General features: G+C 44.0%; 10 protein-coding genes and 2 pseudogenes. 4 read left to right on the top strand and 8 right to left on the bottom strand.

The annotated features are described in order from the left end of the window. Nucleotides 1-369 precede the first annotated feature (369 nt). Nucleotides 370-774, top strand: a pseudogene (locus tag AB4512_RS20360) (Lrp/AsnC family transcriptional regulator); the annotation flags it as partial. A 165-nt stretch (nt 775-939) separates the two neighbouring features. Beyond that, on the top strand, nt 940-2,502 hold the full coding sequence (locus tag AB4512_RS20355) for a methyl-accepting chemotaxis protein (RefSeq protein ID WP_372175484.1): 1,563 nt from the start codon (nt 940-942) through the stop codon (nt 2,500-2,502). A gap of 108 nt (nt 2,503-2,610) precedes the next feature. Here the strand turns inward: AB4512_RS20355 and tkt are convergent, their stop codons facing one another. After that, nucleotides 2,611-4,602 (bottom strand): transketolase, encoded by a 1,992-nt coding sequence (gene tkt / locus AB4512_RS20350; RefSeq protein ID WP_050645631.1) that lies wholly within the window; start codon nt 4,600-4,602, stop codon nt 2,611-2,613. Nucleotides 4,603-4,689: 87 nt separating this feature from the next. After that, nucleotides 4,690-5,640: a transaldolase gene (tal, locus tag AB4512_RS20345; RefSeq protein WP_046209277.1), complete on the bottom strand. Its 951-nt coding sequence runs from the start codon at nt 5,638-5,640 to the stop codon at nt 4,690-4,692. A gap of 459 nt (nt 5,641-6,099) precedes the next feature. Here tal and AB4512_RS20340 point away from each other — a divergent pair, with 459 nt between their 5' ends. Further along, nucleotides 6,100-7,104 carry a sugar-binding transcriptional regulator gene (locus tag AB4512_RS20340; protein ID WP_017065721.1) on the top strand — a complete coding sequence of 335 codons (1,005 nt, stop codon included), beginning with the start codon at nt 6,100-6,102 and terminating at the stop codon, nt 7,102-7,104. A gap of 172 nt (nt 7,105-7,276) precedes the next feature. Next, nucleotides 7,277-8,665 carry a glycoside hydrolase family 18 protein gene (locus tag AB4512_RS20335; protein WP_372175481.1) on the top strand — a complete coding sequence of 463 codons (1,389 nt, stop codon included), beginning with the start codon at nt 7,277-7,279 and terminating at the stop codon, nt 8,663-8,665. Between the two features lie 91 nt (nt 8,666-8,756). Here the strand turns inward: AB4512_RS20335 and AB4512_RS20330 are convergent, their stop codons facing one another. The 6 genes and pseudogenes from AB4512_RS20330 to AB4512_RS20305 all read right to left on the bottom strand — a co-directional run. After that, nucleotides 8,757-11,051, bottom strand: coding sequence for a putative bifunctional diguanylate cyclase/phosphodiesterase (locus tag AB4512_RS20330; RefSeq protein WP_372175479.1), 2,295 nt, complete (start codon nt 11,049-11,051; stop codon nt 8,757-8,759). A gap of 386 nt (nt 11,052-11,437) precedes the next feature. After that, complete coding sequence (locus tag AB4512_RS20325; protein WP_372175477.1) at nt 11,438-12,286, bottom strand: sulfurtransferase; 849 nt, start codon at nt 12,284-12,286, stop codon at nt 11,438-11,440. A 123-nt stretch (nt 12,287-12,409) separates the two neighbouring features. Next, a complete protein-coding gene (locus tag AB4512_RS20320) occupies nt 12,410-12,724 on the bottom strand; it encodes a hypothetical protein (protein ID WP_017061706.1) in 315 nt (104 codons plus the stop codon). Between the two features lie 206 nt (nt 12,725-12,930). Beyond that, nucleotides 12,931-13,548, bottom strand: a complete 618-nt coding sequence (locus tag AB4512_RS20315) for a hypothetical protein (RefSeq protein WP_104216136.1) — start codon at nt 13,546-13,548, stop codon at nt 12,931-12,933. An 11-nt stretch (nt 13,549-13,559) separates the two neighbouring features. Continuing rightward, nucleotides 13,560-15,695 carry an LruC domain-containing protein gene (locus tag AB4512_RS20310; RefSeq protein WP_372159096.1) on the bottom strand — a complete coding sequence of 712 codons (2,136 nt, stop codon included), beginning with the start codon at nt 15,693-15,695 and terminating at the stop codon, nt 13,560-13,562. A 200-nt stretch (nt 15,696-15,895) separates the two neighbouring features. Next, nucleotides 15,896-16,173: pseudogene (locus tag AB4512_RS20305) on the bottom strand (hypothetical protein); the annotation flags it as partial.

The raw sequence follows: 16,173 nt of genomic DNA, 5'->3' as shown, positions 1-16,173 counted from the left end.
TATTTATAAAATTTACCAATCAAATGGATAATTATTACAATTAATTATTCGTTCCGGTTTCAACATTTAGAGTTAATATAAAATAAGGAGTGTTATTTATTCTATTGTCAGTTATTTAATGGGTTTTGTTGAATGAATAGTTGATAGTTTGGATGTTTAATAACATTGATTAGGTCGTGGTTATTATTCTGGAGGGCGCTTTATACAAGGCGTTGGGTTCTAACTAATAAGATGATTTTTTATTATCGGTGTTTTAAAATACGCATGTAATAACTGAGTCATTAGTAAATACCCATGCTCAAATTATTTTTACTCAAAATATCAATAATTAGGGTATTGAGAGTAACTTTCAGTGTTTCAATGACGTGAAATTTAACAATAGCAGAGCTGGTCGGGTTGTCACCGCCTGCTTGCTTAAAGCGAGTGAAACGGCTGAGAGAAGAGGGCGTGATTGTCGGTGGTGTGTCCATCAATAATCCAGAACTGACCGGCAGTAAGATGACTTTGGTTGTGTCCGTGGAAATGGAGCGTGATCGAGGGGATATTTACCAAATCTTTCGCCATTCTATTTCAAAGGCAGAAGAGGTCACGCAGTGCTATCAGATATCAGGCAGCTTTGATTTCATGCTGATTGTGACGGTCAAAGACATTCAAGCCTACGAAGACTTTGTGGAGCGAGTACTACGCAAAGATCTGAATATTCGTAAATTCCATACCTCTGTCTCAATGAGAACCGTGAAATTTACCACTGCCGTAAACTTAGATGAGTCGTGACTGTTGGCATGAGAAGATAGTGAAGTTATTAGCTTTGTGAGGTACTTAGCTAATATTTGTATAAATAGCAGGCATTTACACAAAATGTGACGTTCACATTTTGTCATAACTTTAATAATTGTATATATTCCTCGCCTAAAATAATAATTAACCTAAGTTAATATAATGACTGTCAGCTCATCTACTCAATCTCGTGAAACGCTTCTCAGCGAAAACGAACAACTTGTCTCTACCACTGATTTAAAAGGCGTGATTACGTACAGTAATGATGCTTTTTGTCGCATAGCGGAATACAGCCAACAAGAATTGCTAGGGCAACACCACAATATCGTAAGGCATAACGATATGCCGAAAGCCGCTTTTGCTGATATGTGGGTTAACCTAAAGCAAGGTAAAGCTTGGCGTGGCATCGTAAAAAACAAAACCAAATCTGGTGGGTTTTACTGGGTCGATGCTTATGTAACTCCAATTTACGACAATGGTAAGGTGAGTGGCTACCAATCTGTTCGTGTTAAGCCAAAGAATGAATGGATACAAGTTGCAGATAAGGCTTACCAAGGCCTCTTGAAGGCTGAAAAGTCGGGTCGCCAATGGTCATTAAAGATCAGTGACAGTGTTCGTTACGCAGTTTTGTTAGGCTCTTTGGCTGCACCTCTGGTTTCAAACCTAGTCGAAGTAGGGCAAGTATCACAATGGTTGTTGAGCCTACTTCCTGTTTCAGCATTAGCACTGCTTTTCCGACAAGAGCTGATTGATACTCCACTGCAGTTGAAAAAGCTGCAATCTAAATTCGATAGTGTTAGTCGTCTTGTTTATTCAGGTAATAGTCAGTTCTCTATTGCCGATTTTCACTTAAAACTATTGTCTGCAAGAATCCACACCGTATTAGGTCGCATGACAGACTCAGCCAAGCCGTTACAAGATTTGGCTGACAACCTAAATGCGACGTCATTTGAAGTATCAGAAGCCTTAGATCAACAAACAAAAGACATTCTTCAAGTACGAGAGGCGACTGAAGAGGTTGAAGTCACCGCCAATGAGGTCTCTTCTCGCACAGAAGAAGCGCACCAGATTGTTGATGTGACTTTGCAAACCTGTGCTGGCGCTAAAGAAAGCATTAATCAAACTCATCAAAACTTAGAGAGCCTAGCTTCTCAGGCCGAAAAGGCGACTCAAACGACTTACCAACTGAGCGACCAAGCGCAGAGCGTAAGTAAGATAATGGAAGAGATTGGTGGAATCGCCGAACAAACCAACTTGTTGGCCCTGAACGCTGCGATTGAAGCGGCGAGAGCGGGCGAGCAAGGACGAGGCTTTGCTGTTGTTGCAGATGAAGTGCGTGCGTTGTCGGGTCGAACCTCAAAGGCTACGGTTCAGATCAAAGAGAGCATCGATACAATGCTAACGACGATTGAAGGGTGGCAGAAAGATATTCTGGCGAACCGAGAGCAAACGGACGCGTGTGGTGATGTTGCTAAGGTAAGTGCAGAGCGCTTGTCGGAAGTCGAAAACCTAATGCAATCCATGAATGAACTCATGCAGTCTGTTGAAAGTTCTGCTCATAAGCAACGTGAGCTGTCGAGTGAGGTCAATCTGCATATGCAGTCTATCGCCTCGACCGCAGAACAAAACTTAGTGGCAACGCATTCTGTGAAAGACCACTCCACAGAGCTAAAAGAACAAGTCAATGAGTTCTACCAACTGGCAAAGCGTTTCGAAGAAAAATAGCCGTTAGATTTAATCCGAATGAGAGAAAAGACAAAAAAAGCCCCGTATTTTCATGCGGGGCTTTCTGTATGCATCAACCCATTGAAGGGCGAGACAATGTATTCAAGATTAAGCTAGAAGCTCTTTCGCTGTGTTTACTACGTTTTCAGTAGTGAAACCGAACATCTTGAATAGCTCACCTGCAGGTGCAGACTCGCCGAACGTTGTCATACCGATGATCTTGCCACCGAAACCAACGTACTTGTACCAGAAGTCAGCGATGCCAGCTTCTACAGCGATACGTGCCGTTACGTCAGATGGAAGTACAGACTCACGGTACTGCGCGTCTTGTTTGTCGAACGCATCAGTAGCAGGCATAGAAACTACGCGTACTTTCTTACCTTCAGCCGTTAGCTCAGCAGCAGCGTTAACCGCTAGCTCAACTTCAGAACCCGTTGCGATAAGGATAAGCTCTGGCTTGCCTTCACAATCTTTCAGGATGTAACCACCCTTAGCGATGTTTGCTACTTGCTCAGCGTCACGATCTTGTTGTGCAAGGTTTTGACGAGAGAAGATAAGTGCAGAAGGACCATCTTTACGCTCGATTGCTAGTTTCCAAGCAACAGCAGACTCAACTTGGTCACATGGGCGCCATGTGCTCATGTTTGGAGTTAGACGTAGAGAAGCGATTTGCTCAACTGGTTGGTGAGTTGGACCATCTTCGCCAAGACCGATAGAGTCATGCGTGTAAACTTGGATGTTCTGAGTTTTCATCAGAGCAGCCATACGCATAGCGTTACGCGCGTATTCCATGAACATTAGGAACGTTGCGCCGTATGGTACGAAACCACCGTGTAGAGCGATACCGTTCATGATAGCCGTCATACCGAATTCACGTACACCGTAATGGATGTAGTTACCAGAGAAGTCGTTCGCTTCAAGAGACTTAGAACCAGACCACATAGTTAGGTTAGAAGGCGCAAGGTCAGCAGAGCCGCCCATGAATTCTGGTAGCATAGCACCGAACGCTTCTAGAGCATTTTGAGATGCTTTACGTGATGCGATGTTTGCTGGGTTAGCTTGAAGATCAGCGATGATTGCGTTTGCTTTCTCTTCCCACTCAGCTGGTAGGTCACCGTTTACGCGGCGTTTGAATTCAGCTGCCAGCTCAGGGTATGCTGCTTCATAAGCTGCAAGTTTCTCGTTCCACGCTGCTTCCTTAGCTGCGCCTGCTTCTTTCGCATCCCACTCTGAGTAAACTTCCGACGGAATTTCAAAAGGACCGTGCTCCCAACCTAATTCTTTACGTGTTGCTGCAATTTCTTCAGCGCCTAGTGGAGCACCGTGACAGTCGTGCGTACCTGCTTTGTTTGGAGAACCAAAGCCAATCACTGTTTTAGTACAGATTAGAGTAGGGCGAGGGTCTGCTTTAGCCGCTTCAATCGCTGCGTTGATAGCGTCAGAATCGTGACCATCTACCGCTGGGATTACGTGCCAGCCGTAAGCTTCGAAACGCTTAGGTGTATCGTCAGAGAACCAACCTTCAACTTCGCCATCGATAGAGATACCGTTGTCATCCCAGAAAGCAACCAGCTTACCAAGACCAAGCGTACCTGCTAGAGAACATGCTTCGTGAGAAATACCTTCCATCAGACAGCCATCACCCATGAATGCATAAGTGTAGTGGTCTACGATGTCGTGGCCTTCTTTGTTGAACTGAGCAGCTAGCGCTTTCTCAGCCATAGCCATACCAACAGCGTTAGTAATGCCTTGACCTAGAGGACCAGTCGTTGTTTCGATGCCTGGTGCGTAGCCGTACTCTGGGTGACCTGGAGTCTTAGAGTGCAGTTGACGGAAGTTCTTAAGATCTTCAATTGAAAGCTCGTAACCTGCTAGGTGCAGCAGAGAGTAAATCAGCATTGAGCCGTGGCCGTTAGACAGGATAAAACGGTCGCGGTCAGCCCACTCTGGGTTTGCTGGGTTGTGGTTTAAGTGAGAACGCCAAAGTACTTCAGCGATGTCAGCCATACCCATAGGTGCGCCTGGGTGACCAGAGTTTGCTTGTTGTACGCCGTCCATGCTTAGAGCACGAATAGCGTTAGCTAGATGTTTGCGATTCATAAGAACTTCCGAATAAAAATTAAGAAAAACAAAATTGATAAAAGTAGGGGAACTGAACGTTCCCCTATTTGAATTTGGTAAGAGTGATTACAGCTTAGCTGCGATCATGTCTTCTAGTTTGCCTTGGTCAACGGCGAAGTTGCGGATGCCTTCAGCCAGTTTCTCAACAGCCATTGCATCTTGGTTGTGGTCCCATAGGAACTCAGCGTGAGTCATCGCTGCTGGACGCTCTTTAGTACCGTTAGAGTCGATAAGCTTCTCTACTACTTCGCCTTCTGCTGCTTCTAGGTCTGCTAGAAGTTGAGGAGCGATAGTTAGACGGTCACAACCAGCAAGCTCAAGGATCTCGCCGATGTTACGGAAGCTTGCGCCCATAACAACAGTTTTGTAGCCGTGGTCTTTGTAGTAGTTGTAGATATCTGAAACAGAGATTACGCCTGGATCTTCTGAAGCTTCGAAATCACGACCTTCTTTCGCTTTGTACCAGTCCATGATGCGACCAACGAAAGGAGAGATTAGGAATACGCCAGCTTCAGCACAAGCACGAGCTTGAGCGAAAGAGAATAGAAGCGTTAGGTTACAGTTGATGCCTTCTTTCTCTAGGATTTCAGCAGCACGGATACCTTCCCAAGTAGAAGCCAGTTTGATAAGGATACGGTCGTTAGTGATGCCAGCGTCGTTGTACATTTTGATAAGTTGACGAGCTTTAGCAACGCTGCCTTCCATGTCGTAAGAAAGACGAGCATCGACTTCTGTAGAAATACGGCCAGGTACAACTTTAAGGATTTCTTTACCGATGTTTACGTTAAGCATGTCGCAAGTGTCTTGAACTTGCTGTGCTTTGTCATCGCTTTGCGCTTTAGCGTATTCGATAGAAGCATCGATTAGAGGTGCATACTCAGCAATTTGAGCAGCTTTAAGAATTAGAGATGGGTTAGTTGTCGCGTCTTCTGGTGTGTACTTACTGATAGCTTCGATATCGCCAGTGTCAGCTACAACAGTTGTTAGTTTACGAAGTTGCTCTAATTTATTGCTCATTTTGATCATCCTATGTATCGCATAACACCTCATTAATGGGAGAGGTGTGGGCATTTGCAAGCTAACTAATGAAGTTCTCAATGGTTGTACCAGTGAGCCAAACTTACATTAATTTAAATTTTTCTCCGAACGAACATTTGCACAGAACATTTGATCGCTCGATGAGTAAATGATGTAGCCATATTTATCCGATCTAGCCCCAAAGTCAACGGTAAATAGTACTGTATGGTGACTTCAGTCAAATATATTTCGCTCTAGTAATCATGGGCTATGCAAGCAAACGTTTAACGAGCAAAGTGAGGTGAATTAATCAACAACAAAACCATGGTTATGACTATGAGCAAATGTACCTTGCTGTTACATATGTTTGGGGTGTAAACTTGTGTATCACTTGCTTAAGCATCGAACATTTGTTCTTCAAGCAGGTAAAATAATTGTTAAATATTGGTTGAGTGGTATATGAGTAAGAATATCCAAGATGTTTCCGAAGAAAACACTGATCTCCTCACTGAAGTAGCGGTTGCTTATTATCAAGATGGTGCCACGCAAGAAGAGATATCTAAAAAGTACTCTATCTCCCGTGCAAAGGTTGGTCGAATGCTCAAGCAAGCCCGAGATGAGGGCATTGTTGAGATCACCGTGAAATACCACCCTGTCTTTAGTGCGAAGATCGAGCAACGTTTGATCGAACGATTTGGTGTAAAGCGTGCGCTTGTGGCACTAGACCAACCGAATGAAGAGAAGCAACGACTCCAAGTAGCCGGTTTAGTGTCGAACTATCTTACCAGTACACTGAAAAACGGTATGGTGGTGACAGTAGGGCAAGGGCGAAACGTATCGTCTGTTGCTCACCACACTGGCGTAATTACGCCACGAGACTGTAAATTCGTGTGTGGTATCGGCGGTATTCACCCAAGAGGCGGTATGTTTAATGCCGACCATATATGCAGGCAGCTAGCCAAAAAGTACGGTGGATCCTCTGAAACCTTGTACGCGCCTGCTTATGCCGAGAATAAAGCGCAAAAAACCGCATTCATGGAAAACAGCACCGTTAAGCAGACCCTCGATCTCGCTCGAAAAGCCGATGTCGCTTTAGTCGGTATCGGTGATATGAGTGAAAACAGCTATATGGTCGATTTAGGCTGGTTTACCGCAGGTGAGGTCGTTCAATCTCGTTTATTACAAGGTGTCGTCGGTGACTTTGCGGGTTATGACTTTTTCGATGTTCACGGTAAAACAGCAAACACAGTAATGAGTGACCGTGTGATTGGTTTGGCCTTGGAAGAGTTCCGCCCAATTGCGGAAGTCATTGCCATTGCAGCGGAGAACAGTAAGCCATTAGCTCTATTAGGCGCACTAAGGACCGGTGTGGTCGATGTGATAGCGACCAGCGTAAGTAATGCTTTGACGGTACTTAACTTGGACGAACAACTTAGCGTGAATAAACCAAACGGCAGTGAATAGTAAGATATTTATGCTTCGTTGAATTCACTATTTGAGTAATCATGGAAATTCCCCCTAATGAAACCAGTGCAATAAGGGGGATAACTATTAGACATGACTCGAATAGTGAATTTGTTCAGCGGTTGAAAGAATTATCACTCTTTAATGTTAAGCCACACTAAAGGAGATAATTATGAAACTGTCATTTATCACACACGCTATTTCTAGCAACAGTGACCAATCAAGTTCTATCTTTAAATCTATTTCTATCTTTAAATCTATTTCTATCTTTGGGCTTAGCTCAATAGCCACGGCTTGTATGCTCACACCTACAGTACATGCCGATGATAAAGTCGTCGCAGGGTATTTTGCGGATTGGCAATATCTGAATAAAGACAACCCTTATACCGTTGACGACATACCTGCAGACAAGCTCTCACATATTATTTACGCCTTCTTGAGCATGTGTGGTCCTCATAGCGGTGCTGGTGAGCCCGTCCAAAAACAAATTCAGCAGCAATGTGCAGACAAACAACCATATACCGCGATTATTGTGGATAAAGAAGCTGCGTTAGAAGTCGATTTCGGAGACGTGGGTGTTGATGTCGCCTATAAAGGTCACTTTGCCCAGTTAGCTCAACTGAAGGCCGACAATCAAAATATCAAAATTTTGCCCTCATTTGGAGGGTGGACAATGTCTGAACCTTTCCATGCGATGGCGAAAGATCCTCAAGCCATTGCGCACTTTTCAAAAACTGCTGTTGAATTGATCCAAAAATACGACTTCTTTGATGGTATTGATCTTGATTGGGAATACCCAGGAGGCGGCGGCTTAACCACTTCGCCTTGGAACCCAGAGACGAAACTAACGGATGAGCAAAAAGCGCTAGAGCGTGAAGCTTTTACTCTTTTAGTAAAAACAATCAGAAGTGATTTGGACGCTCTATCAAAGACGACTCAAAGAGATTACGAGCTTTCAACGGCTGTCGGTGTTGGTGCTAAGGCAGCTCAAATTGACTGGAACGCAGCTAGCCCATATCTGACGAACATGTTTGCGATGACGTATGACTTCCTCGGAGGCTGGGGAACTCAAACAGGTCACACAACAAACTTACATGCCACCGAGCGTAGTTGGTGGGGAATGGGAGCTGATGTCTTCATTAATCAGATGATAGAGCAAGGTATTCCTAGCGAGAAGCTCGTGATCGGGGCGGCTTTTTATGGTCGAGGTTGGCAAGGGACAAAAGACTTTGCTGGAGAGCTGCCTAAAGGTGACCTAGTTTCTGAACAAGGGGCGCAGTTTGGTACTGGTGAAAACGGTTACTTCATGTTTTGGGATCTTATGAATAACTACAGTAGTAAACAAGGTTATGAGTATAAGTATGATGAGCAAGCTCAAGCACCTTATTTGTGGAACCCAGATAAAAAAGTATTCATATCTTTTGAAGATCAGCGTTCTATTAAAGCAAAGGCAGAATGGGCGAAGAAATCAGACCTAGGCGGCATTTTTACTTGGGAATTATCAGGAGATCCTTCCGGGCAGTTGATCGATGTTATGCATAGTGAAATGAATAAAAAGTGAAATGAATAAATAACTGAACAGAAAATACCTAGAAAATAAGGTAGGTGTTTATCCGCCTACCTTATTTAGCTCCTCTATTTAACTCACGTTCTTAAACAGAACATTCCACGTGCTCAGTCACCTGCTTGTTTAGGTGAGTAGCCAGCTCATCGTAAGGGATAGGGCGAGAGAAGTAATAGCCTTGCATTAAGTCACATCCGCATGCTTTTAGAATAGCGAAGTGCTCGTTCGATTCTACGCCTTCTGCTAATACCACCATGCCGAAGTTCTTGCCGATTGCGATGATGTTTTGCACCATTGTGAGTGATTGCTGATCGACAGCAATGTTCTCAATAAAGCTCTTATCGATTTTAAGCTCATCGATAGGCAGTGCTTTCAACATGCTTAGTGATGAATAGCCTGTACCGAAATCATCTAAAGAGATCTTTATATTCTTCTCTTTGAGGGCTTCAAAAGTCGGTTTCACCAAAGTCACATCTTCAATGAACAAGCTCTCCGTAATTTCTAGCGTTAAACAGCTAGGAGAGAGTTGATACTTTTCTAGTGTCGCGAACAAGTGCTCAGAGAAGGATTGATGAGAAAACTGACGCACTGATATGTTGATCGACAGCCCAATCTTTTGTTCTGTTGTTCGGTGCAAGTGGGCGATCTGCATAATGCTGGATTCAATAATAAAAGTCCCCAGTTTTTGCATTAAGCCTGTGTTCTCAGCTATTGGTATAAAGACATCTGGCGGAACAAAACCCAATTCGTCATCAATCCAGCGCACGAGTGCTTCTACACCATGAATACTTTCATTTGCACGAACCAGCGGTTGGAAAACCATGAACAGTGTTTGTTTCTCAATAGCGATGCGTAGCCTTTGTTCTACTTTCATTTTGTAGAGGTGCGCGTCTTGCATTTCCGTTGTGAAAATACTGTACGAGTTTTGCTGCTGTTTCGCTTTGTACATCGAAATATCGGCAGAACGTAATAGGCTATCTAGATCTTTTCCGTGTTCAGGGAAACGCGCTACGCCGATGCTGCAACCTAACAAAAACTGAGCGCTTTCAACTTCATAAGGTTGAGAAAGCACTTCAATAATGCGCTTGGCGAGTCGTTTAATTTCAGCTTCATTCGACAAGGGCGTTAAGAACAAAAACTCATCACTGGATTCACGTACCAATAGGCTGAGGCGAGATCGGAACCTCATCAAACGCAAAGCGATCTGTTTGAGAACCTTGTCTCCAAAGTCATGCCCGTGGGTGTCATTAACGCATTTAAAGTTATCGATATCGATAAATAATAGCGAAAATGGCTCTGACTCATCGTCAATCCATTTGCCAATGTTTCTACGCATGTACAAACGGTTTGGCAGAGAGGTTAAAGGGTCATGGTTCGCCTGATAAATGAGTTGGCTACGAGTGCGTTGTTCATTCTTGGCAATCGACTTAACCAAAAAGTAGAAACCGAACTGAAGAAAAATAAAGGCAACGAAAAGAATGCTAAACTCTTGTATGAATATACTATCGACGTGAGTTAGGTCGGTACGTCCTACCACCCACAATTTGTAGTTCGGGATGTATTTCGCGCTCATTAAAGAGTGGTATTGTTCATCGTCGACGACAAAAGAGTAGGTTTCTTGCCCATTCATCGCTTCTTGCACGCTAATTCCGAAGCGGTCGGTAAAGATACTTGCAATACGTTGTATGACCTCTTTGCCTACTGGAGAGGAATACGCACTCTCAGATTCGATATCACTCGAATAAAACTGGCGATAGCTGTCTTTTCTGATAAGGCTTAGTGTATTGAAACTTCCGGCATGAGCATTATTTTCAAATACGATCGTGGCGTCTAGTCGTAGACCTGCGGTCATTACTGCATCGGTTTTTTTGCCATCGATTGAAATGGATTTTCTCAGCGGGATAACCAAGCTATTCAACGATTCTTGAAAATAGGTACGGCCAAGCACCATGCTACTGCTTGATAGGGCGTCTAAAAAGGAGTCTCTTGTTGGCGCGTATTGCAGCAAGTTCCTTTGATTCGCAAGTTCGAGATTTGAGCTGATCGAGAGGTAATCACCGTCGGTATTCAACAAGCCAAACGCTGCTATCGCAGGGTGGGTTTCAAGTAGCTTGTCTAAAATTGGCCTAATTTGGATAGACGCAGTACGTGTGAAATCAGACTGTTGAGCCAGTTGATGGCCAACCACTTCTAACAAGGCTTCTTGACTGGTCAGCAAAGAGTTGACTGAGCTTGAAAAAAGCTCAACCTGAATGTGTTGCTGCTCTATGAAGTCGTCTCTGTTCGCTTTCCAGTTTGTTATTCCCAACGCGGCGAAAAGTATCAGGGTCAGTAGTACGATAAACGCGTACAGCGACCAGATATTTTTCTTAAATAGAGCCATGAGATGCCTTTTGTTGGTTACTACTTTTAACAGACTGCAAATGACAAACTATTGGGTTGTCAGTGTGATTCATGCAACGAAAGATACAAACACAAATGGTGAAAGCATCAATGATTAAATAGTGTAACGACTATGAGCAGAGATTCTTGAGTGAAAAATTAGTATTCATAACGTCGATAACGATTAGTTTATGATTAATCACAAATTATCGTTAGCAACTTAATGTGGGCTATAAATCAAACGGCGTGAATCGAGTCTTGGTCTCAAACGAACATAGCGTTAACTGCGACATAAAGGCTTACTTCATGAGACGAGAGGCCATCATTATCAGTAAGCTCTTTATGCATGCGCAGTATATTCTAACAGTGGCACTAAGCGAAGTTGAATTACTTTTTAGTCACGGCGATAGGTAGTTTGTCGTTAGCACCCCATTCCGTCCATGAACCATCGTAAACGCCCATTTCACCAGTATAGTCAGCGAGTTTAGCGGCTAATAATATGATGCAGGCTGTTACGCCAGAGCCACAGCTAAAGAACATAGGTTGAGAAGGCGTTAATTCTAACGTTGAAAAGATATCAATAAGCTCTTCTTGAGGCTTTAACTTACCGTTATCGAGTACTTGAGCAAACGGTAGGCAAATCGAATTCGGTATATGGCCACTACGTAAGCCTTCACGTGGTTCAGGAACTTCTGAATCGAAGCGAGCTTGAGAACGAGCATCTACAATGTTTGCGCTCTTGTCAGTTGAGTAACCTTCAATTTGCTGAGCACTGACAAAGTAGTTGTCTTGAATGTGGCCTTCAAAATTGCCCGCTTTTACTTCGGTGCGATAGTCAGTCTCGGTCTCATAACCGGCTTCGATCCAAGCTGGCAAACCGCCATCTAAGATGAATACGTCGTTGTGTCCCATTGCCATAAACATCCACCACGCACGAGGAGAAGCGAAGGTTCCGGAGTTATCGTAAACCACAATCGTACTGTCTTGATTGATGCCAATTTCTTTTGTGCGAGTGTTGAAGTGTTTTTCGCTCGGAAACATGTGAGGAAGCAGAGTGTGCTTGTTACAAAAGTCTTTGTCGTAGTCAAAACGAATAGCACCAGGAATCATTTGTCCTTTGATCTTTTCTGACTCGCTTGGAATTTGAAACTCGATGCTGGCGTCGAGGATGATGATATTGTCTTCTGCTAGCAAACGTTGTTGAAGTTGTTGTGGTGAGATGAGTGGCTGATTCATTATTGTTATATCCATTCTTGTTGTTTTAGCGATTCTTACTGTTTTAGCGAATACAGTGGTAGAGCGATTACTGTTGCTTTTGCGAATACAGTTGCTTTACGAATACCGTTGTTGCATCGATGGCTACTGTGCAGCTCGACAGTGGATGAACTGATAACTGCTTTGTCCGGTTATTTGATTGTTTAATGTATCAAGCGCGACCACAGAATCAATAGGGCAGTCTGTGGTAGGAGCAATAGAGAGCCGAAATACGTCATTATCTTTTGTCTGAACCGTCAGATAACGCCTGTGCCCATCTAAGGATTGAGTCAGCGTGTTCGAAATTACTTTGGCTTGAATACGTTGCCCCGTCTCTGATGTTAGCGGGAAATAGGCAAGGGCAACTAACACGCCTACGCCACACATTAAGATAAATAGACCTATTTTTAACTGTTTCATGAGAGTAAGTCTTTGAAGGTTATGTTGAAAATATAAGTGAGGTTGGTGGTAAAGTGAATGCTACTCGCTAAGAAAGCTGAATTAACTGCTCCTCGACGAAAATAAAAAAGTGAGCATTTCTGCTCACTTTCTACTTACAAACAATCCATTTTGACTCTGTTTCGTCAGAGATCTCGCTAACGACAAGTTACCTGCTGTTAAACAATTTACTGCCAGACAATCTGAGAGTCGCCGCTAGAAACCACTTGTTGTAATGGAGGTTGACCATCGTAAAACCAAATCTCTATCAAGAGTGCGTCATGGTTTACTGGTGCTGCAAAGTTGGAGGCGAACACACCGTTATCTAGTGGGCCCGCAATGACCTTGCTGGAGTAATCCGGCTTCAAGGTTGAGTCATCTCTTGTACTAAAGCGGCTATAAACGGTCACAAAAGAACGGTCTGTCGAAATGCTGCTGATGTCAATGTTGAGATCAAACTGTTCAACAGAGTTGTAGTCAAATCCATCAGGTACCACCAAATCACTCATCGTATAGCTCTGCGCTGCTACCGCACTTGTCGCGGGAGACGGCGAAGGCGTTGCTGTTACCGGATTCGACGGAGTTGCAGGTGTCGAGGGTGTAGATGGTGATGCCGTAGATGTACTTCCGCCCCCACCGCCGCCGCCTCCACAGCCGGCTAATACTAATGGCGCTGCAGCTAAAATAACGGCTAGTGACTTCTTGATGTTCCAAGTGCTTTGTACAGACATACGTTTTTCCTCAAAGAGATTGCGACTTGAATCAACGCAATGATTGTCTCGATATTGTTTAGTGTGAATAGTCATAACGTCTCTCCTTATGGTTCGTAACGTTGGTTGTCTGCAGGTGATTGGTACCATGTTTGGTTCGTTTCACCGCCGGATTCTGCGTATTCTTTAAACCCTGGGTAAGCGGTAACAATATCGACGTACTCTAAAGGCCACTCCCATTCGTCATCCGAAGTCACTATTAGTGCCCAAGGGTGGTTTTCTACTGTTTTGAAGTATTTACCTGTTGATGGATTACTGTCATCGACGCCTAAACCAGCTTCAAAGAGGTTAGTGGTATCAAATGCTTCGGTTGGAGCTTGGTCTGGCAAGTGAACCTCCCAGCTGCGTCCTGGATGTAGAGGTAGGTTTTCACCGTGATAATAACCAGGCGTTGCGAAAATGAACGGGTCGTAAGGCATATCGGTCCAGCTGCCTGTGCTCACACCGTCACCGGCTAAAGTAATACCAATTTGGAATGAGAACTGCTCATCCTCTTTACATCCATTACTGGTGCGGTAGAAGGTACAGCCAGTGCTGATTTTTTCTGTCAGGTCATTGGCGATAACAAAGATTGCTTCGCTACGTCCATCTTCTAGGTCAAGGTCAGTGAATACGCCGTTGTGTTTCATGTAAGAGCTACCACTACTCACCAAGCTCGGGTCGAGGTTAGGAAGTCGAACAGCAAAACCATTTCTGTACGATGCCCCGACAGCAGCCAGGCGGCCGTCGATGGTGGATTTAACGACTTTTCCATCTTTAAGGATCTCAGTAATACGATACATAAGAACAGCATCGTTCATGTCGTAGTCAGCTTTATAAGGCCAGTTATCTTCGTACGCGAGCGTTGCGTAACCAGAAGCACTTGGGAAGTAACGAGCAGCGGCACCATCGTTAAGAACATCGACTTGAATATCGACCACCTCACCAGAGGTTGAACCGCCAAAGTAACTTAGGTTGGTTTGTTGACTGAATCTAAAGCGAGCCCACGTCGTACCGGTCAGAGCGTTGATATCGACATTTAGGAACAGATCGTTTTCACCCGCATCTAACAGGTAATCGGTAAATACTTGCTCGTTGGCGCCATCGAAACTGCCATCTTGGTTCCAATCTATCCAAGCCGAAAGGTAACCGGTTGTTGAAGCCTCAATCACCACTTTTGAATCAAGACCAGCTTCAAGTGCGGTTACAAAACCGATACCACCGTTCGCCCACTCATCATCAATACCCACGCTTTCATCCGATTGCGGTGTTACGTAGCCGTCAAGATCGGCGTCGGGCGCGTCTGTACCTAACCAAGTCACGCCATCTAGTTCATGTCGAGGACCGTTACTTGCTAATAACGTTAGATAGGTATCTGGAGCGTCACCGAAGTCGATGTTGGAATCTTCATCTACGACAGGCGCATTCGCACAGCGAGCACCATCATTTTGATTCGAAGAAGGGCCATTCGATACGAACTCTACAGCAGGAACGACACCTGCAGCGATGTTTGCAGCGTTATCTGGGGATAGGTTGATACGGTAGATCTTACCGTCTTGATTTCGAGATACGTAATAGTAGCCGTTTACATCAAAATAACCTGCGCCAAACGTCCCTGTTTCTCCGGTATCACCAATATAGGTTTCTGCACCTGTAGTTGGGTTGAAGCTGTACAAGCCACCCGAGTTATTGTCGATACCATATAAAGAGCCATCACTTGGATGGAAAGCAAAATCAGTCAGTTTTACAGTTGCAGGGCTGCCTGCGATTTTGTTGACCGTGACGGTCGCATTCGGATCAGAGTCTAAAGGAGAGAGGTCAACAGTAAATAGTCCCTTACCTGTACGATACAAGTAGTAAACATGGTCATAGACGTCGCCGACATAGAAAGTGTGATCGGTTGGTAAGCCACTGGTATTGATAACTTCTGCTTGGAAGTCTTGACCAAGACGCACTAAACGTTTGTTGGTGGTGTCATAGCCATAAATATATCTGTCTTGAAAGTCGAAACCGACACCATTGATATTGGCATTCATACCCGTATCGTCTTCTAACAGTGTGGTTGAACCTGTTACTAGGTTTACACCCCAAACTTCAACGGGTTTCGACTGAAAGAGGTATGCTTGACTAGGGCAGGTATCGAATGGCGCTGCGTTGGCGACTAGAGGGGCACTTAATAGCAAACTTAACGTTGTAATTCTCATATCTACATCCTTGTGATGGAAGGTCTAGATATTCAATCAAGTTACGTGCCAGTTTTAAGTATTTGATTTAATGGGTTTTTATTATTTATCGAGTTCAGTTTCCAATTTGAGTGTCAATATGAAAGTGTGCCATCCAAATAGCCAAAGGCCTTTATATTTCTATTTGATTAGAGCTAAGGATACAAGAGCTTAGGCGGTAATTACGAGTGATTGTCTAATAGGCTCTGTATGTATTCACTCGTGAATGGAACAATATCTGAGACCACTTTGGATGCTAAAATGCTTTCAGCGTTAGCTTTTATTCTGACATATCGAAAATGCTTGCCATAAACCTTTACTCCTCCAAACGGTAAACTCTTTCCTTTGTTAATCAATTCACAATCTGAGTTTGATTCATAAAGGGAATACCCCAGGGCAAGATCATGAAAAACCCATATGGAATAAGGGGTAGCGTGAAGTGATGTTTCCACTAATTTGT

Origin of the sequence: Vibrio sp. 10N.222.52.B7 (assembly GCF_041474275.1) — a bacterium.
Classification (GTDB): Bacteria; Pseudomonadota; Gammaproteobacteria; order Enterobacterales; family Vibrionaceae; genus Vibrio; species Vibrio crassostreae_C.
The sequence above is the reverse complement of the archived record's forward strand: the minus strand, read 5'-3'. Positions and strand labels throughout refer to the sequence as shown.